This window comes from Pseudomonas sp. LBUM1678 (assembly GCF_059695575.1).
In genome coordinates this window covers 1456215-1476565 of sequence record NZ_CP166775.1, presented here as the reverse complement: position 1 = coordinate 1476565, position 20351 = coordinate 1456215, and the positions used below count along the sequence as shown (strand labels likewise).

Genomic DNA, 20351 nt, shown 5'->3' with positions numbered 1-20351 from the left:
GTTTTTCTTGCCTGCACTGCGCTAGTCGTAATATCCAACAGTCTTCTTCAAATGATCCGAGTACTCGTAGATATCGTCTATCGAGTTTATGGCGTGCCGGGTTTCGTTTTTCTCCTCATCAAAAATACCGATGTATTTTTGGGAACGATTAAAGTGCAGACGGCAGATCGGTTTGCGGTTGTTGTCGTCGAGCAGAATGCCGAAGTAACTTTGGGTATCGCGCTGAACAATCCGCTTTGCATCGACAACAGACCGAACCACGGCACGGACGATGTGATATCCCTCCAGTTCCTCCAAGGTTGTCAAAACCTTGTCCTCAGATTCGTCTCGCATATCCGGCTGCTCAGCTCCGCCGGAGGAAACCGGCAAAGAAGCCAAGGCTGGTTGAATAGCTCCACTCATGGCCGACTTGAGTCTGTCGTTGATTTGGTCGTTGAGAAACTGCACCACTGCCTTTCTCGTTAGCTCATGAAACTGCTCACGGACCTTCTGAGTAATCACTCCGTCGTATACACGCGAAGCGAACACTTTCACAAAGTCGTCATCGGGCTTGCTGACCTGTGAAGCAATGACCTTCTTGATCTGGCTGACGTACTTCAACTCACCTGCGGCGCTGATGATCGAATCCACATCGAAGGCTGACTTGGTGAGCTTGACCAACTCAGGAACGGAGTACTCGTCGATATCCAACAGGTCGAGTTCAAGAAACGGCTTCTCATCCATCTTGTTGGGCGCGTCCAGGTCGGTAAAAAACTTGTAGACCTGACCGTTGGTAAGAATGGAAATTCGGGCGCTGGTGACATGGAAGTAACGAAACAGTTGAGAGGCGTGATTGATGTGCAATGGCTCGCCAATTTTTTTGCACTCGATGAGGATCTGAACCTCGCCCCCCTTCATGATTGCGTAATCAATTTTTTCTCCCTTCTTTGTTCCAATATCGCAAACAAATTCGGGAGTCACTTCAGTCGGATCGAAGACATCGTAGCCCAGCACCGTGCTGATAAAGGGCATGACAAACGCGTTCTTGGTCGCTTCTTCCGTCTTGATTGCAGCGCCTTGCAAACGAACTTTGGCGGCTAGACATGTGAGCTTTTCGAAGAATTCCATGAGTGGCCTCTTAGCTGATTTCGATCCGTGTGTTTGCATGCTGGCAAATTGACTGCCCTTGATACTAGTCACAAACCGGCACAAAGAAAGATTCCGACCATGAATTGTGAAACACAGAGGATTCTTTCACCCAGGCCCGAGCCAACCTGCGTTTCCAATGAACACAGGAAAAGTCAGCAGAATTTTCATCCCGCCCGCGCTGTCACAAATTCAGGCGCATCCCTATAAGGAACACGGCAATGAAATTCGCAAAAATCTCGCAGAAACTCGCCCTCTGGGCCGGCAGTCCCAAGACGTTTATGGGGGCTCTGATTCTGATCGCTGTATGGGGAATGAGCGGGCCGATTTTTGATTACAACGACACCTGGCAACTGATCATCAACACCTCAACCACCATCATCACATTCCTGATGGTGTTCCTGATCCAGAACACGCAGAACCGCGACACCGACATCCTGCACTTGAAAATCGATGAGTTGCTGCGGGTGAACAAAGAGGCGCAGAACGCCATGCTCGGGCTGGAATCTTTGGACCTCAAGCAACTGGAGGCGCTGCGTAAACACTATCGCGCCATGGGCGAGAACGAGGTGCATGGCCTGGAGGGGCTGACCGCTTCGAACAAGCGTAAACAGGATTTGAATGAGTGCTGAGCACAAACAAAACGGCGCGTGATGTGAATCACGCGCCGTTTGCTTTGAACGTCGTAAAACGCGGTGTTATCGACCGGCTTGAAGCGCCCTGGCCATTTGCAGATGGTTTTGCAATTTAGGCAGTGTTTCTTCAGCGAAGGCTTTGATTTCCGGCACGTCGGTGGTCTGTGCGGTTTGCTGAAGTTGCTCGATGGCTTCCTGGGTGGTTTTCACCTGACTGGCGGCGTAAGCCTGGTCGAAGGTGGCGTCGTCCTTCACTTGCGGCATCAAGGCTTTGGCCTTGTCGACCACTTCTTCCCGTGGGGCAACCGGTAAATCCAGTTGTTTGGCGATCTTCGCCAGATGCTGGTTGGCGGTCGTCCGGTCGTTGATGACCACGATGGTGTAATCCTTGACCTCTTTGGATTCGGTTTTCTGGTGCGCCAGGCGACTGGCTTCAATGTCGGCCATGCCTTTGGCCGACGCATCGTTGATGAATTCGGCGGGCGATTGGGCGAAGGCACTGTTGGCAAACAGGCCCAGCAACGTGACAAAACTGGCAGTGCGTAATCGGGTGGCCATCCGGCTCATGGTCGCGCCCTCCTTCTGAAAAAATTCAAGCGGGAGCTTTCGCCCCCGCCTCTCGATCAAAACTACCTTGCGACTACTTCGACTTCTGACCACCTTTGCGGCCCGTATCGGGTTTCACAGGTTCTTTATCGACAGTCGTAGTGGTAGTTTTCCCACCTTTGCGACCGGCTTCAGACGCCTTGGTTCGATCGTTGGCGAAGTTTCCCGAGTTCGAGTTTCTTGAATTAGGCATGATTCTCTACCTCTTGGTAATGATCGCGGCGAGCAGGAGCCCGCATAGAATCTGAATTTCGATCACCACAAAGGTTTAGAAAAGTTGAAATCGCCGCGACGAACGGTGGGAAGTTTTTCAGGCCCCGAGGTGCTGGTGATGTTGGCGCTTGGCGGCGTACATGGCCTCATCGGCATGCCGGAACAGCTGCTTTTCCTCCGTGCCGTGCTCGGGGTAATGCGCGACGCCGATACTTGGCTGAATGTTGACGCTGTGCCCGTCCAGGCGCAGGGGTTGAGCCAGGACCTGACGGATTTTTCCCGCCACGCGCTCAGCGTCTTCCGACGCGTGGATGCTGTGCAACAGCACCACAAACTCATCCCCACCGATGCGCGCCACCGTGTCGGTCTCGCGCACGCAACCCTTGAGCCGATTGGCGACCGCTTGCAACAGCATGTCGCCGACCGCATGGCCGTGGGTGTCGTTGACTTCCTTGAAGCGGTCAAGGTCGACGTACAGCAGCGCCATTCGTCCGGAGTCTGCGCGGGCCAGCGCCAGCGAGTCTTTGAGCCGGTCGCGCAGCAACTCTCGGTTGGGCAGTTGAGTCAGTTGGTCGTATTGGGCCATGCGTTGCAATCGGGCATGCAATTGCTTGCGCTCGATCGCTGTCGCGACCTGGGCGCAGACGTATTGCAGCAATTCCTTGTCTTGCTCGGTGTAGCGCTCGCCACCCGGTACGCTTTTGACGATCAGCGCGCCGATGGTGCCGTTTTGCGAGTTCAACGGCACACCCAGCCAGCAAGGCGAATCCGGCCCGGCGACCAGCACCTCAAATCCCTCTGGCGGAGTGTCCTGGTCCGGGGTCAGCAAAATTGGCTGGCCGCTGCGAATCACTTCGGCGCAGAGGCGACCGGTCATGGTTCCGGGCTGTTCGGGTTGCAGTTCGTGGTCGTCGACGTGATAGGGGAAATTCAGTTGTGCGCAGTGTTCGTCATACAGCGCCACGGAGAAATTCAGCGCCGGCAGCCATTCGCCGATGATCAAATGAATACGCTTGAACAACGCCAGCAAATCTTCCGCTGCATGGGCCGCTTCGGAGATCGCATACAACGCCGCTTGCCGAGACTCGGCCTGCTTGCGCTCGGTGATGTCCCGGGCCACGGCGATGCGCAGCTGATCGACTTCAGACCAGCGCGCCGACCACAGGATATGCACCACCGCGCCGTCCTTGCGCAGGTAGCGGTTTTCGAAGTTGAGCTTGGGCTCGCCGCCCATGATCTCGCGTGCGGCGTCGAGGGTGCGCTGCCGATCGGCGGGATGCACCATGTCGATCATCGGCTGGCCGATCAGTTCGTCCGGGGTGTAGCCGAAAATACGCTCACAGGCCGCGCTGACAAATACGAAGCGACCTTGTTTATCCACCGCACAGACGGCGTCCAGCAAGAGATCAATGTAGCTCGCCAACGGCGCGGAGTTTCTGGTTGCCATGGCGATGAGGGTGTCCGGACAATGCAGCAAAAAAAACCCTCCCTGACCGATCAGTACAACTGACGCATCCGTGCGCTCAAGCCTTGTTCGTCACCAGCCCCGGCAGTGCATGAGCGAGGGCGTTAATGGCAAAACCGATAAACATCACTCCGCACAACCGGGTGATCGCCAGTTCATGGCGTTGATACAAGGTGCGAACCTGCCGCGCACCGACAATGCCAATGAGGATAGCGTAGGCCATGAGGCCACCGATAAAGCTCAGGACAATCAACCACGGCAGCATTGACCAGTGCAGCAATTCCGCGCGACTCGACAGCAGCGCCGTGAACGTCGCCACCGCCACGGGGTAAGCCTTTGGATTGGTCAGGCCGAACAGAATGCCATGCCAAAAGGGCTGGCGCGCCGGGCCTTGAGGCGCATCGGCGCTGCTGCGCTTCGCCCGTATGGCGCGCAAACCAAGCCAAAACAGGTACAGCCCGCTGAGCACGCCCAACACATCGAACGCCGTGCTACCGATTTCCCGTGCGCCGACAATCGCGATCAGCGCCGTGCTGCACCAGACCACGTCCCCCAGCAAGTGCCCACAGAGAAACCCCGCCCCGGCCCGTCGTCCACGCGCCGCACCGATGCCAAACACCGCCAACACACCCGGCCCCGGCGTGATGCCGTAGATAAAACCCGAGGCGAGAACGGCCATTAGCAGCGATGGGGTCATGGGACATCCTTTTAACTGTTTGGTGAATGGGCGCAAGTCTATATCAGGTCTCGAGAATATCGACTGACTGATCGTCGAAGAACTTCATTCCCGCATACGGGCGTTCACGGCAGGCTGCCAGTCGGGACGCCAGGTCCCCGACGTGGGCTTCAAGCTTGTGGCCGTCCGGGTCGAGAAAATAGAACGACGCGCCTTCGCTGCGGTTATCGCGCCATTCCTGCACGTTGGCGGATCGCAGGTGATCGACGAACACGGGGAAATTGGTTGCGCTTATGGTGAAGGCGTAATGGGTGTAATCGGCGGCGGGGTCAGACTTGCGCAGTGGATCGAGGGAAAGGCACAGCCACAGACCGGGCAGCGAGAGGTAAGCGCCGGTGTCCCAAGTGGCATCGACGCGAAGTTGCAGCAGATCTTGATAGAACGCCAAGCTGCGGTTCAGGTCGGAGACGGCGAGGGTCAGGTGGTTGAGGCCGGTGAGCATGGGCGATTAGCCTTTGAGTGCTTCTGGCACGACGTACTGTTTACCGTCGTAGTTCAGGGTAACTCGGGTTGTTTTCAACTTGCTGGACGTATCTTTGCACTCTTCGCCTACCAAGAAGTTTGTGGTCACCGTCACGGTGGAACTGACAACAAGATCTGCAAATCCGTTATGAGTTGTTTTGCCCATATCGACGGTTCTTTGTGTTCGTTCGCCCTCTCCTGCGCAGTTGCCGTCCCACTCGCCCCTGCTCGTAGAAATGACCAGCCCTTCCAATACCGGACGCAATGTATCGCCCTCCTTGAGATACAAGGCCAGCTCCGTCTTGTGGTAAGGATTGACGCTTGAGCTGTGTTCAAAACTCGAACGAATACCAAAAGCGCGACTGTCCGGCGTCAACTTGTAGCGTGCCGTATCAATGGACAACCCTGCATACGCCACGGCGTCCGAATAATAGGCGTCTTTTTTATGGTAAGTGGCCAGGCGTTTCGAGCTGGACGAGTGAATGAGCGACAGTTCCAGATCGACGTTTCCGCCATCGTTGTTGGCGTCGGCGGAATCCGGCTTGAATGTCGATGAGGCCACAATGGTCTGGTCGTCATACGCCGGCCAGACTTTGCAAATGGTGAACGTTCGCTCGCCGAAGGGCGCTTCTTCGCAGCCCGCTTGTACCTGGCTGACAGCCGTAATCAGGCCGAGTAACGCGAGTGGATTCAGTAGTTTCTTTACGGTTAGCATGTTCTTCCCTGATCGGTTCGCAGTAGTTACAAGCCCTTGAACCCTTGCGGCAGGACGTAGTTTTTACCGTCATATCGAAGTGTTGTCAGCACCGGTTTGGCTGTAATGGATTTGGATTCACATGCCTCCCCTTCGCCTTTCCCGACTTCGCTGGTGGACACTGTCTTGACGATCAAGTCGGCGTATCCATGTGAACTGGTTTTGCCGATTTCTAGCGTACGGGTGGTTTGATAAATCTCACCGGCGCAATTGCCATCCCATTCACCGCCATACTCATAGGTGATGAGCTTATCCAGGACGGGGCGCAACTTGTTGCCCTCCCTTACGTAGAGCGAGAGCAACTTTTCGCTCACAGGATTGAGCCGAGACGAGCCGTTGAACGTGACGCGCACGCCAAACGCTCTTATGTCAGGCGTGAGCTTGTAACGTGCGGTATCGATCTGCAGATTTTCAAAGGCTATGGCATCCGACTCAAAAGCCGATGCCTTGTGATATGTCGCCAGCGGCTTCGAATCGCCAGCCGACACAACAGCAAGATCGAGATCATATTTACCCTGAGGGCCATAATCACTTGCCGAATACCCCGATTCGAACTGCGACAACGCTGTAATCGTCAGCCCCGGATAGGCCGGCCAGTCTTTGCAAACCGAATAGCCGAAATCGCCTGCCAGAAACGGTGATTCACATTCAGCGAACGCCTGCGTCGTCATCACCAATCCGCACAGCGCCGCACAACTCATCCACCCAGACTTCAATGTCATTCCTTGTTCCTTGCGCGTTTCAAAAAAATAGATGATTTCAGGCGCGCACTATCCCCTCCCCAATCCGCCCATTCAACCAGTTCAACGCCTGATCCCCGCCCCGCCGCTTGTGCCAGACCAACACAAACGTAAACGACGGAATATGAAATGGCGGCGCAACCACAATCAACGAGCGCTCATCAATCTCGCGCAGCCCACGTAAAGCAACGGTAAGAATCAAATCCGTGCCGCTGATGAATTCCGGGGCAACGCTCCAGTGCGGCAGGCTGATCGCAACGCGACGGCGTTCACGCAGTGCAGTCAGGGCTCGCTCGATTTCCGGGGTGCCGCTGCCGCGCATTTCCAGCAGAACGTGTGGCCGCGCGAGGTAGGTCGGCAGGTCGAGTACGCCATTGGCAGGCAAGCTGTTGCGGTCCACGAGGCAGGCGTAGTGTTCTTCGAACAGCGGGGTGCTGCGCAGTTCGTTGGGCAGCTCCGGAAAGACCCCGGCCGCAACGTCGATGTCGCCGTTGAGTACTGCGTCGAGCATGCCTTCGCGGCTGGCGTGGCTGATTTGCAGGTCGATGCCCGGCGCTTCCCGGCGCAACGTCCGAACCAGCTCTGGCAGGACGATGGCGGCGCCGTAGTCGGACATCGCCAGACGAAACGTGCGCTTGGCCGTGGCCGGATCGAAGGCGTTCGGCGCCAGCAGGGATTGCACTTGCGCAAGTGCTTCGGCCAAGGGTGCGATCAACTCCAGAGCTCGCGGGGTGGGCACGAGCGTCGCACCCGCGCGTACCAGCAAAGGATCGCCCAGCAAGTCGCGCAATCGCCCCAGGGCGTGACTGACCGCGGGCTGACTCAGGTGCAGACGCTGCGCCGCCCGCGTGACGTGTTGCTCACTGAGCAACGCGTCGAGGATCACCAGCAAGTTGAGGTCGATACGCCGAAGATCATTCATCCGATGCATGTTCTGAATAGCAATTTGGAATTTAAATCTGCGCGACGAATACTCTAGAGTCCAGCAAAACCTGTTGGAGAATGATCATGAGTACGTTGCATTGGGCCGGGCTGTTGCTGCTGGCGGTGTTTGCCGGGGCGGTGGTGCCTTTTCAGAGTGCTATCAACGCCAATCTCACGCGTGGGTTGGGCCATCCGTTGTGGGCGACGCTCGCGTCGTTATTGGTGAGTATCGTGGTGTTGTTGCCGATTATGTTGGCGATGCGCTTGCCGCTGCCGTCACTGGCGTTCATCACGAGGGCGCCGCTGTGGATGTGGGCCGGCGGTGCATTCGGGGTGTGTTTTATTTCGTTGGCGCTGATGCTGCTGCCCAAGCTTGGGGCGTCGGGGTTTATTGCTTTGGCGCTGGCGGGACAGGTGGTGGCTTCGCTGGTACTGGATCACTTCGGGTTGTTTGGGTTGGTGGAACGGCAGATGACGTTGCCGCGGGTGTTTGGGGCGGTGTTGTTGATGGCGGGGGTGGCGTTGATTCAGTTCAGTGCTGCGCCGACCAGAGCGCTGATCGCGACATCCTGATCGTTCCCACGCTCTGCGTGGGAATGCAGCCGTGACGCTCCGCATCACTGGACGCGGAGCGTCCCTAGAGGCATTCCCACGCAGAGCATGGGAACGATCATCAACTTTGGATCGCAGCCTTCGCCGGCCTCTGCAAGGATGCGTGGTCGATGCAGGGACCGGCGTAGCCTGCGAAACGCTTAGAACTTGTCGAGCGTACGCAGTTTCTGCGGCAACCCCCACAGCAGCAGCGCAACAGCGATCAGCGCGCAGACGCCAATGACATACAACGCCGGGGTGGTGCTGCCGGTCAGGTCCTTGATTCGTCCGACCATGACCGGGCTGACGATGCCGCCGAACTGGCCGAGGGTATTGATCACCGCAATCCCGCCGGCAGCCCCTGCGCCGGCACCGGCCAGCAGTTTTGGCGGCAAGGTCCAGAAGCTTGGGATGGAGGCGATGATCCCGGCACCGAGCAGGCCCAGCGCGACAATCAGGAAGGTCGTGTGGTTGGCGAAGATCCCCGCACAGAAGAACCCCACCGCGCCCACTGCGACTAAACCTGCAACAAACTTGCGTCGTTCACCGGTCGAGTCGGACAACCGTCCGATCACCACCATGCTGATGGCGCCGCAGACGTACGGGATGGCGGTCAGCAAACCGATCATCACCGGGCTCTCGGTGCCAGCGCTGCGGATCAGTTGCGGCGCCCAGAAATTCAAGCCGTAGGACGCCACCTGAATCAGGAAGTAGATCAGTCCCAGGGTCAGGAAACCCGGGATCCGCAGCGCAGCGAGCAGCGAGCCGCCACTCTTGTGCGGTTCATGGTGAGCAATGCGGCTGGCCAGCAGGGTTTTCTCCGACGGCGTCAGCCAATGGGCGTCCTCGATGCGGTCCTTGAGCAAGGTCAGCACCAGCAAGCCAAGGCCGATGCAAGGCACACCGCCCAGCAAAAACAGCCAATGCCAGCCGCGCATATCCATAAAGCCGTCGAGGTGTTGCAGCACCAGCCCGGAGAACGGTGCACCGACCAGACCGGCAAATGCCGACGACAGGAACAGCATCGAGGTGATGCGCCCGCGATAGTGCTGCGGGAACCACAGCGTCAGGTAATACAGCACGCCCGGTGCAAAACCGGCCTCCATCGCGCCGATCACGAAGCGCAGCGCGTAGAACTGCCATTCGCTGTTGACGAAGACCATGGCGGCGGTGGCGAGGCCCCAGGACATCATGATCCGGGCGATCCAGCGTCGGGCGCCGACCTTGTACAGCATCATGTTGCTCGGCACTTCGAAGATCACGTATCCGACCACGAACAGCCCGGCGCCGAGGCCGTAAGCGGTGTCGCTCAGGCTCAGGTCGGTCTGCAGTTGGAATTTGGCAAAGCTGATGTTGATGCGGTCGAAAAAGGCGAACAGGTAGCAGACCATGATCAGCGGCATCAGGCGCCAGGCGACCTTGCTGACCAGGGCTTTTTCTTCGTCGTGGTTAACGGACGGGCTCGCGCCCGCCTCCAGTACATTGAGGCTCATGGTGCTTTCTCCAGGCGGACTTCCCTTGGGTGTCCGATTGTTTTTGTTGTCTGGTTTAGTAGGACTGTATGGACGCTTTTACTGTGGGAGTGAGCCTGCTCGCGATAGCGGTGGATCAGTCGACATCAATGTTGGATGTGACTCAGTCATCGCGAGCAGGCTCACTCCCACAGGGTTTTGTATGGGGTCAGGACGGGGTCGGGTGCAGGTCGCAATTACGCCCGGCCTTGGCCAGCTGACCGGGCACTTCGTGGCCCAGCAGCGCCGGTAATCCTCGGGACAACTTCAGTATCAGAGGCAGGTCGATGCCGGTATGAATGCCGATTTCATCGCACAGGTTGACCAGGTCTTCGGTGCAGATATTGCCCGAGGCACCCGGCGCGAACGGGCAACCGCCGAGGCCACCGAGGGCCGCGTCGAAGCGTCGGGCGCCGGCCTCGTAGGCGGCCAGCACGTTGCACAAACCGAGGCCGCGAGTGTTGTGGAAATGCAGGGTCAGATCCGCCGGCGAAACCCGCTGCAATACCCGCCGTACCAGCCGATCCACCTGCCGCGGATTGGCCATGCCAGTGGTGTCGGCCAGGGTGATGCCCTGGATGCCGAGCTCCTGATAGGCCTCGACGATTTGCAGCACGCGATCCTCATCGATCTTGCCTTCGAACGGGCAGCCGAAGGTGGTGGCGATGCTGCCGTTGAGCCGCACCTGCGTGCCACCGACGTATTGCACGATCTCGCCGAACGCCGCCAACGACGCTTCGCAACGCATGCGCATGTTGGCCAGGTTGTGGGTCTGGCTGGCGGACATCACCAGATTCAGCTCGTCGGCCCTGGTTGCCAGCGCCCGTTGCGCGCCCTTGAGATTGGGGATCAACGCGACGTAGATCACCCCAGGTTGACGCGCGATGCCCTTGAACACCAACTCGCCATCGCGCAGCGCCGGAATGGCCTTGGGCGACACGAACGAGCCGGCCTCGATGCGGCTGAAACCGGCCAACGACAGCTGATCGATCAGGGCAATTTTGTCGACGGTTTCGACCCAGGTCGGCTCGATCTGCAAACCGTCGCGAGGGGAGACTTCCTGAACGATCAGGGTCTCGGAAAAATCAGTGATCATTGCACCACCCCTTCAGCTTTCAGGCGTTCGATGTCCAGCTCCGTAAGGCCCAGTCCCGCGAGGATGCCGTCGGTGTGCTGGCCCAGACTCGGCCCGGACCAGTTCACGCCGCCGGGGGTTTCGGACATTTTCGGCACGATGCCGGGCATCTTCACCGTGGCGCCGCCGGGCAGGTCGGCGCTGAGCAGCATGTCCCGCGCCTGATAGTGCGGATCGGCGACGATGTCGGCGACTGAATAGATGCGCCCGGCCGGCACTTCAGCGGCTTCCAGCGCCGACAACACTTCATCGATCGGAAGGCTGCTGGTCCAGTGAGTAATCGCCGCATCGAGCACGTTACTTTTCAATGCGCGGCCATCGTTATGAGCAAACTCCGGCGCGTCGGCCAGGTCGCGACGACCGACCACTTCCATCAGACGCTTGTAGATCGGGTCGCTGTTGCCGGCGATCACCACGTAGGCGCCGTCGGCCGTCAGGTAAGTGTTGGACGGCGCGATGCCCGGCAGGGCACCGCCGCTGCGCTCACGCACATGGCCAAGCATGTCGTATTCCGGCACCAGGCTTTCCATGACGTTGAACACGCTTTCAGCCAGCGACACATCGACCACTTGCCCGCCGCCCTGCCCGGTCTTGACCCGCAGCAACGACATCAAGGCGCCGATCACCGCGTGCAAGGACGCCAGGGAATCGCCGAGGCTGACGCCGACCCGCGCAGGGGGTGAGTCGGGATTGCCGGTGGTGTAGCGGATGCCGCCCATGGCCTCGCCGATGGCGCCGAAACCCGGACGATCGCGGTAAGGGCCGGTCTGGCCATAACCGGAAATCCGTACCAGCGTCAGATTAGGGTTAAGGGCATGCAACAGGTCCCAGCCCAGGCCGAGTTTTTCCAGAGCTCCGGGGCGCAGGTTTTCGATCAGCACGTCGGCGCTGGTCGCTAATTGCTTGACCAGCTCGATGCCTTCGGCGGATTTGAGGTTGAGCGCCAAGGACTTCTTGTTTCGCGATTGCAGGTACCACCACAGCGAGGTGCCTTCGTGCAGCTTGCGCCACTTGCGCAACGGGTCGCCCTGGCCCATGGCTTCGATCTTGATCACTTCGGCGCCGAACTCGGCGAGCATGCGCGCAGCGAACGGCGCGGCGATCAGCGTGCCGATCTCAATCACTTTGATTGCACTCAAGGGGGCAGTCATCGCGGGGTACCTCTTGTTGTTCTTGGAATATGAGCCAAGGCTAGAGGACCTGGGGGCGATGAATCCAACCTTCAGTTGGCAACGTTCGTTCGCGAAACGCGAACGCTCTGGAAAATTACTGCGACCTTGAGGCCGTCATCGCGAGCAGGCTCGCTCCCACAGTTGATCTGCGGCGTACACAAAACCTGTGGGAGCGGGCTTGCTCGCGAAGGGGCCGGCCCAGCCAATCGAAGACCGTCAGGCCTGCCCACGTAGCTGCTCAAACAACATCCGACTCACCGGCGACAGCGCCGCTTCATCACGCACCACCAGAATGAGCGCCCGATCCGACCAGTCATCCGTCAACGGCACCGCATGCAAACCCAACGCCCGGCCAAACAATTCATAGGCCTTTTGCGGCAGGATGCCGAGGCCCATATTGGCCTGGACCATCCGGCACATCGCATCAAAACCCGGCACATGAATCCGCAACCGCAGCACCTTGCCCGCCTTGCGCGCAGCCGCTTGGGTGCGCATGTTGATCGAACTGGCGGAATGCAAACCGACATAATCGCTGCCCAGCGTATCGGCGAAGGCCAAACTGGAACGGTTTGCCAACGGATGATCGGGCAGCATCAACACCACCAGTTTGTCCTGGCGATAAAACACGCTGTGCAGACCTTTCACGTCGCTGTCACTGGAACAGATCCCAAGGTCCGCCACACCATCCAGCACACCCTGAATCACTCCACTGCTGGGACGTTCTTCAAGGTCGGTCTTGACCTGGGGATGACGCTCGGAAAAATCGCGCAGGTCTTCGGGAAGGAACTGAATGATCGCCGACAAGTTGGCGAGCATCCGCACATAACCGCGCACCCCGTGGCTGTGCTCGCCCAGCTCGAGGCCCATTTTCTCGACGTTGAACAGCATCTGCCGGGCATGGTGCAGCAGGGTTTCGCCGGCCGGGGTCAGGGTCATGCCTTTGGCCTGACGCACGAACAGGCTGATGCCCAGCGCCTCCTCCAATTCCATCAGCCGCTTGCTGGCCGCCGACACTGCGATCGCTTCGCGGGTCGCGGCACGGGTCAGGGTGCCTTCTTCGTGGACGGCGACAAACAGCTGGAGGGTGATCAGGTCGAGGCGGCGGATCAGGCTTTTTTGCAGCATGGAGGGCTCGATGACTTCAGTTCGGCTGAGTCGGCAGGATAGCCCGGTTTTGGCTCGCAACATCACACGCCATTGCCCTACACCCGAATTTCATTGGCCGATCACGACGGGAGATCGCTGAAAAAGTCGCGTGAATTCATGTAGCTTTACGCCCCCACGCCAGGGACGTTGTTTACCGAAACCCAAGGAAGACTCAATGAAGAGCAGCACCACCCTCCTCGTCACCTGCAGCACGGTGTTTCTCGCCCAACTGGGCATGAGCATCTACCTGCCGGCGCTGCCGGACATTGCCCGGGATCTGTCCGCCGATGCCTCGCAGGTGTCCTGGGGGTTGGCGGTGTACCTGATCGGCATGGCGCTGCCAATGCTGTTCTGGGGCAGCCTGGGTCAGCGCATTGGCCGAAAACCGGTGTTGCTCGCCGCACTCGGGATCTACGGGTTGGGTAACCTGGCCCTGCCCTTGAGCCAGACGCTTGAGTCGTTCCTATTGTGGCGACTGGTTCAGGGGATTGGTGCCAGCGGGATTTCGGTGATGGCGCGGGTACTGATCCGCGACAGTTTTCGCGGTGACCTGCTGGCAAAAGCGCTGTCCTGGATATCGATTTCCTTTGTGGTGGCGCTGGGCATCGGCCAATACCTGGGGTCGATCATTCAGGTGGCGCTGGGCTGGCCGGCGATTTTCTATCTGCTGGGTGGCGTGAGTCTGTTGATGGCGCTGGTCGTGGCGCGTGTCAACTTTCCAGTGCTGGCTGAGGACAATGTTCTATCGTCCGCCTGGCCCAGTTACTGGCGCATTCTGCGTGATCGGGCCTTCCTGCTGCCGGCCCTCGCCGGCGGCCTCGGTTATGGGGTGATCATCGCGTTCAACACCGCGGCGCCGCTGATTCTGCAAGGCCCCTTCAACTGGTCGGCCGTGGAATACGGGTTGTTGGGTTGGCCGATCAGCGCGGCGTATTTTCTGGGAGCATTGGGGGTCAATGCCTTCGTGCTGCGCACCGGTCAACGCCGGCTGATGACAGCGGGCGTGGGGCTGGTGCTGGCGGGCAGCGCGGTGATGTTGCTGGGGAGCATTGCGGGCACATCCGTTGCGCCGCTGTTCTGGTTGCCGTACTGCTTTGCGGTATTCGGGCAGTCTTTGAACTACCCGATCAGTCTGGCGCTGGCCAACGACGGCTCCCCGGTCGGCGGGGCTTATGCGATGGCGCTGAGCGGCTTCATTCACCAACTGATGGCCGCCGTCATCGGCGCGATTGCCAGCCTGATCGCAAGCCAACAGCCGTGGCCATTGTCCCTGTTTTGCACCTTTCTGGCCTTGGGCGCGATGCTGTGCGTGATGCTCGCGCCGGGCCGTCAGACCGATTAGAACGCGTTGCGGAAAATCTCCTCGATCTGGCGCTGATCCGCCACCCGTGGATTGGTCAGTCCGCAGGCGTCTTTCAGCGCATTGATGGCGAGCGTCGGGATGTCGTTGAGCTTGGCGCCGAGCTCACGCAAACCGGCGGGAATTTCCACATCTCTGGACAAGCTGCGGATCGCGACGATGGCTGCCTGGGCACCCTCTTCCGGGCTGATACCACGGGTGTCGGCGCCCATCGCGTGGGCCACATCCGTCAGGCGCGAGGCGCACACCTGCGCATTGAAACTTTGTACGTGGGGCAGCAAAACCGCGTTGCACACACCATGAGGCAGGTCGTAGAACCCGCCCAACTGGTGAGCCATGGCGTGAACATAACCCAGAGAGGCGTTGTTGAACGCCATGCCGGCGAGGAACTGCGCGTAAGCCATGTTTTCCCGTGCGGCCATGTCGCTGCCGTCGCGCACGGCCAGGCGCAGGTTGTTGCTGATCAACGTGATCGCCTTCAGTGCGCAGGCATCGGTGATCGGGTTGGCGGCGGTGGACACGTAGGCTTCGATGGCGTGAGTCAGCGCGTCCATGCCGGTGGCAGCGGTCAGGCCCTTTGGCATGGCGACCATCAGTGCCGGGTCGTTGACCGACAGCAGCGGCGTGACGTTACGGTCGACGATGGCCATTTTCACATGGCGCGATTCGTCGGTGATGATGCAAAAACGGGTCATCTCGCTGGCCGTGCCGGCGGTGGTGTTGATCGCGATCAGTGGCAGTTGTGGTTGCGTGGATCGGTCGACGCCTTCGTAGTCGCGGATCTGCCCGCCGTTGGTCGCACATAACGCGATGCCCTTGGCGCAGTCATGGGGCGAACCACCGCCGAGGGACACCACGAAATCACAGCGACTTTCCTTGAGCAGGCCCAGGCCACTCTCGACGTTGGCCATGCTCGGGTTCGGTTTGGCGCCGTCGAAGATCACCGAGTCGATGTCCTGCATCGCCAGTTTCTCGGCAATCATCTTCGCCACGCCAGCCTTGGCCAGCCCGGCGTCCGTGACGATCAGTGCCTTGCGAAAGCCGTACTTGCCAATGGCGTCCATGGCTTCGTCCAGGCAATCGTTGCCCATGATGTTCACGGCGGGAATGAAAAACGTGCTGCTCATGAGCGTATCTCCTGGCGGGGCCGAACCGGCAATGCCGATCTAGCGGGTACGCACAGGATCGACCTATCGGTTACGCAGTAACTTGATCTGGCTCAAGTCCCGGTCGTGATAAAGTCGCCGCCCATCAGACCCTTTGCTTTGAGACTTTGAACCGCAATGACCGATTTCCAGGATGTTGATGCCCAACTTGAAGACTGGAACGCCTTGCGCGCCACCGCCTCGTTCAGCGGCTTGCTGGTGGGCAACGGCGCCAGCCGCGCGGTGTGGGACGACTTCGGCTACGACTCGCTGTTCGAAAACGCCCGCACCGTTGAAGAAAAGCCCCTGAGCCAGTCCGAGCTGAGCGTGTTCGACGCCATGCAAACCCGCAGTTTCGAGCAGGTGCTGAGCGCGCTGAAAACCACCAGCCGGGTCAACAAGGCCCTGGCCGTCAGCTCCGCCGCGCCGCGCAATCGTTACTACGCGATCAAGGAAGCGCTGATCAACACGGTTCACGCGGTCCACATCCCATGGCGACTGGTGGTACCTGCGACCCTGGCGACCATCAGTCAGGAACTGGGCAGTTATCGGACGGTGTTCACCACCAATTACGACTTGCTCAATTACTGGGCGATTCAGCATCAGCCGGATGCGATCACCGACCTGTTCCAGGGTGCCGAACCGGGTTTTGATTTGAGCGCCACGGCGACCGATAAAACCCGTTTGCTGTACCTGCACGGTGGCCTGCACCTGGTGCGTAATCAGGACGGCACGGCGCGCAAACTGATGTCGACCGAGGGCACGTTGCTGGGCAGTTTTGCGATCAACAATACGATCAAGACACTGGATGACGTGCCGCTGTTTGTGAATGAAGGGCCGAGCACGGACAAGCTCAAGACCATTCGCAGCTCGGATTATCTGTCGTTTTGCTACGACCAGTTATTGAGCCATGGCGACGGGTTGTGCCTGTTTGGTCATGCCCTGGGGGAGCAGGACAGCCACATCATTCATGCGTTGCGCCAGGCGAAACCGAAGGTGGTGGCGATCTCTATTTACCCGCGCAGTAAGGCGTTTATTCAGCATCAGAAGCGGCATTACGCGAAGGTGTTTGAGGGGACGGGGTCAGAGCTGCGGTTTTTTGATTCGAAAACGCATGGATTGGGTAGTCCGAAGCTCACAGTGCCGGTTGAGGTCTGAAGCGAACACATACTTGTGGCGAGGGAGCTTGCTCCCGTTGGGCTGCGAAGCGGCCCCCTGCATTCCTCAGAGAATGCACATTGTCAGGTTTACGACTGCTTCGCAGCCGAGCGGGAGCAAGCTCCCTCGCCACAAAAAACCAGGCAACTCATTCTTCGGCGCTATGCACCACCACCAGCAACTGCGCCTGCACCTCCCCCACTGACCGGATCCGGTGCGGCTTCTGCGCATTGAAGTGCAGCGCATCCCCCCGATTGAGCAGCACGCGCTCGTTCATGAAGTCCACTTCCACCTGCCCTTCGTGGACGAACAGAAACTCTTCCCCCAGGTGTTCCTTGAAGGTTTTGTCGGCGAATTCGTTCGGCGGATAAATCATGAAGGGCAGCAGGCTGCGCTCGCTGACCTGATGGGCCAGCACCGCGTAGCCTGGGCTTTCATCGTTGGCCGCCAGGGACTGGCGTTCGTCGCTGCGCACCAGGCTGTAGCTGTCGAGGCTGATGTTGTCTTCGGAGAACAACTCTTCGACCTTCACGTTCAGCGCCTTGGCCAGTTTCAGGGCGGCAGCGATTGATGGGGTATTCAGCCCACGCTCGACTTTCGACAAGTAGCTCTTGGTCATGCCGGATTTTTCGGCCAAGGCCTCCAGCGTCACACCAAGTTTTTTTCTCAGTAATTTCAAACGGATAGACATTAAGAACGATTAATCCATCAAGGAGGCGACGATTTGTCCTTGCCAATGACACAATGTGTCATATAGCCTTTGTTGTGTCATTTACATGAAACCACCCAAGGACACCGATATGGCCAAGACCTTAGCACTACCCAAAGAGCAACTGGTCAAGCAAGCGTTGACCCAGATGCAAAATACCCTGGCGGATAATACGTGGACCGACCGGCAAAAGCTGGCCCTGACCTGCCGGATTCTGTTCGAGAATGGTCACGACTCCGGACTGGCCGGGCAAATCACCGCCCGAGGCCCTCAACCGGGTACTTACTACACTCAACAACTGGGCCTGGGTTTCGACGAGATCACCGCGAGCAATCTGCTGCTGGTCAACGAAGACCTGGAAGTGCTCGAAGGCCACGGCATGCCCAACCCAGCCAACCGTTTCCACAGTTGGGTATACCGTGCCCGGCCCGACGTGAACTGCATCATCCACACGCACCCGACCCACGTCGCGGCGCTGTCGATGCTCGAAGTGCCGCTGCAGATTTCCCACATGGACCTCTGCCCGCTCTACGACGATTGCGCGTTCCTCGAAGGCTGGCCGGGTGTGCCGGTGGGCAACGAAGAAGGTGATTTGATCGCCGGCGCATTGGGCGACAAACGGGCCATCCTGCTGTCGCACCACGGCCAGCTGTCCACCGGCACGACCATCGAAGAAGCCTGTGTCATCGCTCAATTGATCGAGCGCGCCGCGAAGCTGCAACTGCTGGCGATGAGTGCCGGGACGATCAAGCCAATCCTGCCGGAACTGGGCCGCGAAGCCCACGACTGGATTTCGAAACCCAAGCGCCACGGCGCTGCGTTCAACTACTACGCCCGGCAGAACCTGCGTCAACACGCCGATTGCCTGAACTGAACCCGATCATTTTCTGAAGGAGACACAGCATGTCGACCCCAACCATTCACGGCATCATCGGCTACACCATCACCCCGTTCACCGCCAATGGCGAAGGCGTCGATCTCGACACGCTCGGGCGTTCCATCGACCGTTTGATCGACGGCGGCGTCCACGCCATCGCTCCGCTGGGCAGCACCGGTGAAGGCGCTTACCTGAGCGACGCCGAGTGGGATCAGGTCAGCGAATTCAGCATCAAGCATGTGGCCAAACGCGTGCCGACCATCGTCAGCGTGTCCGACCTGACCACCGCCAAAGCCGTGCGCCGCGCGCGTTTCGCCGAAGCCCATGGCGCCGATGTGGTGATGGTGCTGCCGACGTCCTACTGGAAACTCAGCGAAGCGGAAATCCTCGCCCACTACCGCGCCATCGGCGAGAGCATCGGCGTGCCGATCATGCTCTACAACAACCCGGCCACCAGTGGCACCGACATGTCGGTGGACCTGATCCTGCGGATCGTCAATACCGTGGAGAACGTAACCATGGTCAAGGAAAGCACCGGCGACATCCAGCGCATGCACAAACTGCAACTGCTGGGCGAAGGCCAGGTGCCGTTCTACAACGGCTGCAACCCGTTGGCACTGGAAGCCTTTGCCGCCGGTGCGAAAGGCTGGTGCACGGCGGCGCCGAACCTGATCCCGCAGCTCAATCTCGATTTGTATGAAGCGGTATTGGCCAACGACCTGGGCAAGGCGCGGGAGTTGTTCTATCGCCAGTTGCCGGTGCTGGACTTCATCCTCAAGGGTGGCTTGCCGGCGACGATCAAGGCCGGTTTGCGCGCGACCGGGCTGGAAGTGGGCGATCCGCGGTTGCCGGTGTCTCCACTCGGTGAGGCTGGGATCAGCCAGTTGCAAGACTTGCTGAAAGCATTGCGCTGATCTCAAGCCACACACAAAACCAGCTGTGGGAGCTAGCCTGCTAGCGATAGCGGCCTAACATTCAACATCTTCGTCGAATGTTAAGCAGCCATCGCTAGCAGGCTAGCTCCCACAGTGGATTTGTTTTGAGTTTGAAAGGTGTGGTCAGAGCACCGGCAAAGTCTTGTCCTTGATCACGGTGGTTGGCCCATTGACCTTGACGCTGGCGATGCCTTTTTCCATTGCGCCAGCGGACGCGTAAGCCTCGCTGCTGCCAATGACCTCGTGATTGCCGGCCTTGAGATTGAAGTAAGGATGGCCATCCTTGGTGGTTTTCTTTTCGTAGCGCTCATCCAGCGGGCTGTTCTTCTGCACCGAAGCAATACCGTTGTCGGCAGCGCCGCGAGTGGTGTACAGCTCGCTGGTCAGAATGGTTTCGGCGTTGGCGGCCTTCAGTACAAACTTGAACTGACCGTTGCTGCTTTTGCTTACTTCGTACCATCCGGACATGCTCTTACTCCTTGGCAATTGAGAGGTTTTGCGCTTCAGAGTAAAGACCAGCCTGAGATATCTGTCGCCTGTCCGGGCCCCATCGCGAGCAGGCTCGCTCCCACAATGGATCGATGTACACATTTCCCCTGTGGGAGCGAGCCTGCTCGCGATTGGGTCGACGCGGTATTCGCTACTTAGCCGCCACCGCCCGCACCACCGACAACTCCGGCGCCTGCACCCGTCGCTGACTCAGATACCGCGTACAACTCACCCGCAAAAACGAGGCGAAATTCACCACTTCCCCACGGTAATCCATCACCTCTTCATACAGCTTGGCGATCAACTGGTTGGTGGTCATGCCGTCGACCCCGGCGATTTCGCTGAGGATGTCCCAGAACTGATTCTCCAGCCGCAGGGTGGTGACCACCCCGCAGATGCGCAGCGAGCGGGAGCGCGATTCGTAGAGAATCGGATCGGCTTTGACGTAGAGCTCGCACATGAA

Annotated in this window: 23 protein-coding genes; 6 read left to right on the top strand and 17 right to left on the bottom strand. The window is 59.0% G+C overall.

Translation table 11 applies throughout. The features are described 5' to 3' along the window. Positions 1-21: 21 nt before the first annotated feature. Positions 22-1107, bottom strand: coding sequence for a type I restriction endonuclease (locus tag ACA070_RS06605; protein WP_497450507.1), 1086 nt, complete (start codon positions 1105-1107; stop codon positions 22-24). A 239-nt stretch (positions 1108-1346) separates the two neighbouring features. Here ACA070_RS06605 and ACA070_RS06600 point away from each other — a divergent pair, with 239 nt between their 5' ends. After that, positions 1347-1757, top strand: a complete 411-nt coding sequence (locus ACA070_RS06600) for a low affinity iron permease family protein (RefSeq protein WP_497450506.1) — start codon at positions 1347-1349, stop codon at positions 1755-1757. A gap of 66 nt (positions 1758-1823) precedes the next feature. Here ACA070_RS06600 and ACA070_RS06595 read toward each other — a convergent pair whose 3' ends face one another. The 8 genes from ACA070_RS06595 to ACA070_RS06560 form a co-directional block, all read right to left on the bottom strand. Continuing rightward, positions 1824-2327: a DUF4142 domain-containing protein gene (locus ACA070_RS06595; protein ID WP_497450505.1), complete on the bottom strand. Its 504-nt coding sequence runs from the start codon at positions 2325-2327 to the stop codon at positions 1824-1826. Between the two features lie 73 nt (positions 2328-2400). After that, positions 2401-2559 carry a KGG domain-containing protein gene (locus ACA070_RS06590; protein ID WP_497450504.1) on the bottom strand — a complete coding sequence of 53 codons (159 nt, stop codon included), beginning with the start codon at positions 2557-2559 and terminating at the stop codon, positions 2401-2403. Positions 2560-2676: 117 nt separating this feature from the next. After that, entirely contained in the window at positions 2677-4026 is a 1350-nt protein-coding gene (locus ACA070_RS06585) for a sensor domain-containing protein (protein WP_497450503.1), read from the bottom strand. Positions 4027-4102: 76 nt separating this feature from the next. Continuing rightward, the gene (locus tag ACA070_RS06580) at positions 4103-4741 is read right to left on the bottom strand and encodes a LysE family translocator (protein WP_438660521.1); all 639 of its coding nucleotides are present in this window, start codon (positions 4739-4741) and stop codon (positions 4103-4105) included. A gap of 43 nt (positions 4742-4784) precedes the next feature. Continuing rightward, a complete protein-coding gene (gene fos, locus ACA070_RS06575; RefSeq protein WP_497450502.1) occupies positions 4785-5222 on the bottom strand; it encodes a fosfomycin resistance glutathione transferase in 438 nt (145 codons plus the stop codon). A gap of 6 nt (positions 5223-5228) precedes the next feature. Beyond that, on the bottom strand, positions 5229-5957 hold the full coding sequence (locus ACA070_RS06570; RefSeq protein WP_403098875.1) for a PA3715 family protein: 729 nt from the start codon (positions 5955-5957) through the stop codon (positions 5229-5231). Between the two features lie 26 nt (positions 5958-5983). Continuing rightward, entirely contained in the window at positions 5984-6718 is a 735-nt protein-coding gene (locus ACA070_RS06565) for a PA3715 family protein (RefSeq protein WP_403098873.1), read from the bottom strand. A 37-nt stretch (positions 6719-6755) separates the two neighbouring features. Next, the gene (locus ACA070_RS06560) at positions 6756-7667 is read right to left on the bottom strand and encodes a LysR substrate-binding domain-containing protein (protein WP_497450501.1); all 912 of its coding nucleotides are present in this window, start codon (positions 7665-7667) and stop codon (positions 6756-6758) included. 77 nt (positions 7668-7744) lie between these two features. On the opposite strand from ACA070_RS06560, the gene ACA070_RS06555 reads away from it, so the two are divergent. Then, a complete protein-coding gene (locus ACA070_RS06555) occupies positions 7745-8233 on the top strand; it encodes a DMT family transporter (RefSeq protein WP_497450500.1) in 489 nt (162 codons plus the stop codon). A gap of 179 nt (positions 8234-8412) precedes the next feature. Here the strand turns inward: ACA070_RS06555 and ACA070_RS06550 are convergent, their stop codons facing one another. From ACA070_RS06550 to ACA070_RS06535, 4 genes are all read right to left on the bottom strand, one after another. Then, positions 8413-9744: an MFS transporter gene (locus tag ACA070_RS06550; RefSeq protein ID WP_497450499.1), complete on the bottom strand. Its 1332-nt coding sequence runs from the start codon at positions 9742-9744 to the stop codon at positions 8413-8415. A 187-nt stretch (positions 9745-9931) separates the two neighbouring features. After that, positions 9932-10858: a hydroxymethylglutaryl-CoA lyase gene (locus ACA070_RS06545; protein ID WP_462025961.1), complete on the bottom strand. Its 927-nt coding sequence runs from the start codon at positions 10856-10858 to the stop codon at positions 9932-9934. Continuing rightward, positions 10855-12048: a CaiB/BaiF CoA transferase family protein gene (locus tag ACA070_RS06540; protein ID WP_497450498.1), complete on the bottom strand. Its 1194-nt coding sequence runs from the start codon at positions 12046-12048 to the stop codon at positions 10855-10857. Before ACA070_RS06540 ends, ACA070_RS06545 begins: the two co-directional genes overlap by 4 nt. A gap of 237 nt (positions 12049-12285) precedes the next feature. Further along, positions 12286-13194 carry a LysR family transcriptional regulator gene (locus ACA070_RS06535; protein WP_497450497.1) on the bottom strand — a complete coding sequence of 303 codons (909 nt, stop codon included), beginning with the start codon at positions 13192-13194 and terminating at the stop codon, positions 12286-12288. Positions 13195-13390: 196 nt separating this feature from the next. Between ACA070_RS06535 and ACA070_RS06530 the strand changes: the two genes are divergently transcribed. After that, positions 13391-14557 (top strand): multidrug effflux MFS transporter, encoded by a 1167-nt coding sequence (locus tag ACA070_RS06530; protein WP_497450496.1) that lies wholly within the window; start codon positions 13391-13393, stop codon positions 14555-14557. Here the strand turns inward: ACA070_RS06530 and yiaY are convergent. Continuing rightward, complete coding sequence (yiaY, locus tag ACA070_RS06525) at positions 14554-15702, bottom strand: L-threonine dehydrogenase (RefSeq protein WP_497450495.1); 1149 nt, start codon at positions 15700-15702, stop codon at positions 14554-14556. The two genes, ACA070_RS06530 and yiaY, sit on opposite strands and share 4 nt — an antisense overlap. 156 nt (positions 15703-15858) lie before the next feature. On the opposite strand from yiaY, the gene ACA070_RS06520 reads away from it, so the two are divergent. Continuing rightward, positions 15859-16878: a DUF4917 family protein gene (locus tag ACA070_RS06520; RefSeq protein WP_497450494.1), complete on the top strand. Its 1020-nt coding sequence runs from the start codon at positions 15859-15861 to the stop codon at positions 16876-16878. A 148-nt stretch (positions 16879-17026) separates the two neighbouring features. On the opposite strand, the gene ACA070_RS06515 is transcribed toward ACA070_RS06520, so the two are convergent. Then, positions 17027-17569, bottom strand: coding sequence for a helix-turn-helix domain-containing protein (locus ACA070_RS06515; RefSeq protein ID WP_462025956.1), 543 nt, complete (start codon positions 17567-17569; stop codon positions 17027-17029). Between the two features lie 109 nt (positions 17570-17678). Here ACA070_RS06515 and ACA070_RS06510 point away from each other — a divergent pair, with 109 nt between their 5' ends. Beyond that, on the top strand, positions 17679-18461 hold the full coding sequence (locus ACA070_RS06510) for an aldolase (protein ID WP_109628350.1): 783 nt from the start codon (positions 17679-17681) through the stop codon (positions 18459-18461). A 29-nt stretch (positions 18462-18490) separates the two neighbouring features. Next, complete coding sequence (locus ACA070_RS06505) at positions 18491-19378, top strand: dihydrodipicolinate synthase family protein (RefSeq protein WP_497450493.1); 888 nt, start codon at positions 18491-18493, stop codon at positions 19376-19378. Between the two features lie 144 nt (positions 19379-19522). On the opposite strand, the gene ACA070_RS06500 is transcribed toward ACA070_RS06505, so the two are convergent. Together ACA070_RS06500 and ACA070_RS06495 are read right to left on the bottom strand one after the other, a co-directional pair. Next, entirely contained in the window at positions 19523-19867 is a 345-nt protein-coding gene (locus tag ACA070_RS06500) for a YegP family protein (RefSeq protein ID WP_497450492.1), read from the bottom strand. Positions 19868-20039: 172 nt separating this feature from the next. After that, complete coding sequence (locus ACA070_RS06495) at positions 20040-20348, bottom strand: ribbon-helix-helix domain-containing protein (RefSeq protein ID WP_497450491.1); 309 nt, start codon at positions 20346-20348, stop codon at positions 20040-20042. Positions 20349-20351 lie beyond the last annotated feature (3 nt).

What these genes read in the sequence shown, in the direction of transcription:
- ACA070_RS06605 (WP_497450507.1), bottom strand. Translation starts at nt 1,107, where the DNA reads ATGGAATTCTTCGAAAAGCTCACATGTCTAGCCGCCAAAGTTCGTTTG.
- ACA070_RS06600 (WP_497450506.1), top strand. Translation starts at nt 1,347, where the DNA reads ATGAAATTCGCAAAAATCTCGCAGAAACTCGCCCTCTGGGCCGGCAGT.
- ACA070_RS06595 (WP_497450505.1), bottom strand. Translation starts at nt 2,327, where the DNA reads ATGAGCCGGATGGCCACCCGATTACGCACTGCCAGTTTTGTCACGTTG.
- ACA070_RS06590 (WP_497450504.1), bottom strand. Translation starts at nt 2,559, where the DNA reads ATGCCTAATTCAAGAAACTCGAACTCGGGAAACTTCGCCAACGATCGA.
- ACA070_RS06585 (WP_497450503.1), bottom strand. Translation starts at nt 4,026, where the DNA reads ATGGCAACCAGAAACTCCGCGCCGTTGGCGAGCTACATTGATCTCTTG.
- ACA070_RS06580 (WP_438660521.1), bottom strand. Translation starts at nt 4,741, where the DNA reads ATGACCCCATCGCTGCTAATGGCCGTTCTCGCCTCGGGTTTTATCTAC.
- fos (WP_497450502.1), bottom strand. Translation starts at nt 5,222, where the DNA reads ATGCTCACCGGCCTCAACCACCTGACCCTCGCCGTCTCCGACCTGAAC.
- ACA070_RS06570 (WP_403098875.1), bottom strand. Translation starts at nt 5,957, where the DNA reads ATGCTAACCGTAAAGAAACTACTGAATCCACTCGCGTTACTCGGCCTG.
- ACA070_RS06565 (WP_403098873.1), bottom strand. Translation starts at nt 6,718, where the DNA reads ATGACATTGAAGTCTGGGTGGATGAGTTGTGCGGCGCTGTGCGGATTG.
- ACA070_RS06560 (WP_497450501.1), bottom strand. Translation starts at nt 7,667, where the DNA reads ATGCATCGGATGAATGATCTTCGGCGTATCGACCTCAACTTGCTGGTG.
- ACA070_RS06555 (WP_497450500.1), top strand. Translation starts at nt 7,745, where the DNA reads ATGAGTACGTTGCATTGGGCCGGGCTGTTGCTGCTGGCGGTGTTTGCC.
- ACA070_RS06550 (WP_497450499.1), bottom strand. Translation starts at nt 9,744, where the DNA reads ATGAGCCTCAATGTACTGGAGGCGGGCGCGAGCCCGTCCGTTAACCAC.
- ACA070_RS06545 (WP_462025961.1), bottom strand. Translation starts at nt 10,858, where the DNA reads ATGATCACTGATTTTTCCGAGACCCTGATCGTTCAGGAAGTCTCCCCT.
- ACA070_RS06540 (WP_497450498.1), bottom strand. Translation starts at nt 12,048, where the DNA reads ATGACTGCCCCCTTGAGTGCAATCAAAGTGATTGAGATCGGCACGCTG.
- ACA070_RS06535 (WP_497450497.1), bottom strand. Translation starts at nt 13,194, where the DNA reads ATGCTGCAAAAAAGCCTGATCCGCCGCCTCGACCTGATCACCCTCCAG.
- ACA070_RS06530 (WP_497450496.1), top strand. Translation starts at nt 13,391, where the DNA reads ATGAAGAGCAGCACCACCCTCCTCGTCACCTGCAGCACGGTGTTTCTC.
- yiaY (WP_497450495.1), bottom strand. Translation starts at nt 15,702, where the DNA reads ATGAGCAGCACGTTTTTCATTCCCGCCGTGAACATCATGGGCAACGAT.
- ACA070_RS06520 (WP_497450494.1), top strand. Translation starts at nt 15,859, where the DNA reads ATGACCGATTTCCAGGATGTTGATGCCCAACTTGAAGACTGGAACGCC.
- ACA070_RS06515 (WP_462025956.1), bottom strand. Translation starts at nt 17,569, where the DNA reads ATGTCTATCCGTTTGAAATTACTGAGAAAAAAACTTGGTGTGACGCTG.
- ACA070_RS06510 (WP_109628350.1), top strand. Translation starts at nt 17,679, where the DNA reads ATGGCCAAGACCTTAGCACTACCCAAAGAGCAACTGGTCAAGCAAGCG.
- ACA070_RS06505 (WP_497450493.1), top strand. Translation starts at nt 18,491, where the DNA reads ATGTCGACCCCAACCATTCACGGCATCATCGGCTACACCATCACCCCG.
- ACA070_RS06500 (WP_497450492.1), bottom strand. Translation starts at nt 19,867, where the DNA reads ATGTCCGGATGGTACGAAGTAAGCAAAAGCAGCAACGGTCAGTTCAAG.
- ACA070_RS06495 (WP_497450491.1), bottom strand. Translation starts at nt 20,348, where the DNA reads ATGTGCGAGCTCTACGTCAAAGCCGATCCGATTCTCTACGAATCGCGC.